The sequence below is a fragment of the Burkholderia sp. E168m23 genome, assembly GCF_016586125.1.
In the GTDB taxonomy this organism is placed as follows: domain Bacteria; phylum Pseudomonadota; class Gammaproteobacteria; order Burkholderiales; family Burkholderiaceae; genus Burkholderia; species Burkholderia orbicola.
The window spans coordinates 1-2,174 of record NZ_BCPP01001090.1 but is presented as its reverse complement, the minus strand read 5'-3'; the positions used below and the strand labels follow the sequence as shown (position 1 = coordinate 2,174).

Below are 2,174 nucleotides of genomic sequence, written 5' to 3'. Positions count from 1 at the left end.
CGCGAATACAATTCGACGATCAGGCTTTCGTTGATGTCGCCTGCGATTTCAGCGCGTTCCGGCATTTGCTTGAACGTGCCTTCGAACTTCTTCGCATCGACTGCAACCCAGCTCGGCATGCCGCCTTGCTCGGCCAGCGACAGCGCTTCGACGATACGCGCCTGCTTCTTCGCCTTTTCGCGGATCGCGACGACGTCACCCGCCTTCACTTGCTGCGACGGGACGTTTGCGACGACGCCGTTCACGGTGATCGACTTGTGGCTCACCAGCTGACGCGCTTCAGCGCGGGTCGAGCCGAAGCCCATGCGATACACGACGTTGTCGAGGCGCGACTCGAGCAGTTGCAGCAGGTTTTCACCCGTGTTGCCCTTGCGACGATCGGCTTCAGCGAAGTAGCGACGGAACTGACGTTCCAGCACGCCGTAGATACGCTTGACCTTCTGCTTTTCGCGCAGCTGCGTACCGTAGTCGGACGTACGTGCGCCCGAGGTACGGCCGTGCTGACCCGGCTTGCTGTCGAGCTTGCACTTGTCGGCGAGCGAACGGCGTGCGCTCTTCAGGAACAGGTCGGTGCCTTCACGGCGGGACAGCTTGGCTTTGGGGCCGATATAACGTGCCACTTTGCATTCCTTTATCAATCAGTCACGCGGATCGAAATCCGCGCTAGTCCGCTCCCTTTGGGGCGAACGGTGGGCTTAGTCAATCAAAAAAGCAACGCCCGTCGACGCTGAGCGGCGACAGGCAATGCGCTAGCACGAACGTGCCAGCACATCCTTAGATACGACGACGCTTCGGCGGGCGGCAGCCGTTGTGCGGAATCGGGGTGACGTCCGAAATCGCGGTGATCTTGATGCCGAGGCCGTGCAGTGCACGCACTGCCGACTCACGGCCCGGGCCCGGGCCCTTGATCCGCACTTCCAGATTCTTCACGCCGTATTCCATCGCGACGCGGCCAGCCGACTCGGCTGCGACCTGAGCAGCGAACGGCGTCGATTTGCGCGAGCCCTTGAAGCCCTGACCGCCCGACGTCGCCCATGCCAGAGCGTTGCCTTGGCGATCGGTGATCGTGATGATCGTGTTGTTGAACGACGCGTGAACGTGAACCACGCCTTCAGCGACGTTCTTCTTAACCTTCTTGCGAACGCGTTGCGCCGCGGTGTTCGAAGCCTTAGCCATTACGTTTTCCTGTAACTGTCAGTTCCGCTTACTTCTTCAGCGCTTGCGCTGCACGACGCGGACCCTTGCGGGTACGTGCGTTCGTACGCGTACGCTGACCGCGCATCGGCAGGCCCTTGCGATGACGGACGCCGCGGTAGCAACCGAGGTCCATCAGGCGCTTGATGTTCATCGTCACTTCACGGCGCAGATCGCCTTCGACGACAAACTTGCCCACTTCTTCACGCAGCTTTTCCAGGTCTGCGTCGGTCAGATCCTTGACCTTCTTCGAAAAATCGACGCCAGCTGCCACGCAGATGCTGCGCGAACGGGTGCGGCCGACACCAAAGATAGCCGTCAGGCCGATCTCGGTGTGCTGGTGATTCGGGATGTTAACCCCTGCGATACGAGCCATTGTTTTTCCTCAAACAAAAAGCGCAAACAAACGCGCGGTCAGCCTTGGCGCTGCTTGTGGCGCGGATCCGAGCTGCAGATCACGCGAACGACGCCTTTGCGCTTGATGATCTTGCAATTGCGGCAAATGCGCTTAACCGATGCCATCACTTTCATGATAATACCCTTTTTTCAAATCACTTCGCCCGGAACACGATCCGCGCACGAGACAGATCGTAAGGCGTCAACTCAACCGTCACCTTGTCGCCGGGCAGAATGCGGATGTAGTGCATCCGCATCTTTCCGGAAATATGCCCCAACACGACATGGCCGTTTTCCAGCTTCACACGGAAGGTCGCATTCGGGAGGTTTTCAATCACCTCACCCTGCATCTGGATTACATCGTCTTTGGCCATAGTCCTTTCAACGCATCGGGATGTTGCCGCCCTTGAAGTTAGCCTTCTTGAGCAGTGACTCATACTGTTGCGACATAACGTACGACTGCACCTGCGCCATAAAGTCCATCGTGACGACGACAATGATCAGCAGCGACGTTCCACCAAAATAAAACGGCACGTTCCAGCGCAGCACCAGGAATTCCGGCAGCAGACACACGAAGACGATGT

The 2,174-nt window shown here is 58.5% G+C and carries 5 protein-coding genes and 1 pseudogene; all 6 read right to left on the bottom strand.

The features are described 5' to 3' along the window. On the bottom strand, positions 1 to 620 hold a 620-nt coding region (gene rpsD, locus JMF90_RS34380), incomplete at its 3' end, for a 30S ribosomal protein S4 (protein WP_006477177.1). A 154-nt stretch (positions 621 to 774) separates the two neighbouring features. Further along, entirely contained in the window at positions 775 to 1,176 is a 402-nt protein-coding gene (rpsK, locus tag JMF90_RS34375; RefSeq protein ID WP_004197937.1) for a 30S ribosomal protein S11, read from the bottom strand. A gap of 28 nt (positions 1,177 to 1,204) precedes the next feature. Next, positions 1,205 to 1,570: a 30S ribosomal protein S13 gene (gene rpsM / locus JMF90_RS34370; RefSeq protein WP_006477178.1), complete on the bottom strand. Its 366-nt coding sequence runs from the start codon at positions 1,568 to 1,570 to the stop codon at positions 1,205 to 1,207. Positions 1,571 to 1,608: 38 nt separating this feature from the next. After that, on the bottom strand, positions 1,609 to 1,725 hold the full coding sequence (rpmJ, locus tag JMF90_RS34365; protein ID WP_004199844.1) for a 50S ribosomal protein L36: 117 nt from the start codon (positions 1,723 to 1,725) through the stop codon (positions 1,609 to 1,611). A gap of 20 nt (positions 1,726 to 1,745) precedes the next feature. Then, on the bottom strand, positions 1,746 to 1,964 hold the full coding sequence (infA, locus tag JMF90_RS34360) for a translation initiation factor IF-1 (RefSeq protein ID WP_004521905.1): 219 nt from the start codon (positions 1,962 to 1,964) through the stop codon (positions 1,746 to 1,748). Between the two features lie 7 nt (positions 1,965 to 1,971). After that, positions 1,972 to 2,174 (bottom strand): annotated as a pseudogene (secY, locus tag JMF90_RS34355) (preprotein translocase subunit SecY); the annotation flags it as partial.

Bases quoted from the DNA above. Each gene is read 5' to 3' on its own strand.
- rpsK (WP_004197937.1), bottom strand. From the start codon at position 1,176: ATGGCTAAGGCTTCGAACACCGCGGCGCAACGCGTTCGCAAGAAGGTT.
- rpmJ (WP_004199844.1), bottom strand. From the start codon at position 1,725: ATGAAAGTGATGGCATCGGTTAAGCGCATTTGCCGCAATTGCAAGATC.
- rpsM (WP_006477178.1), bottom strand. From the start codon at position 1,570: ATGGCTCGTATCGCAGGGGTTAACATCCCGAATCACCAGCACACCGAG.
- infA (WP_004521905.1), bottom strand. From the start codon at position 1,964: ATGGCCAAAGACGATGTAATCCAGATGCAGGGTGAGGTGATTGAAAAC.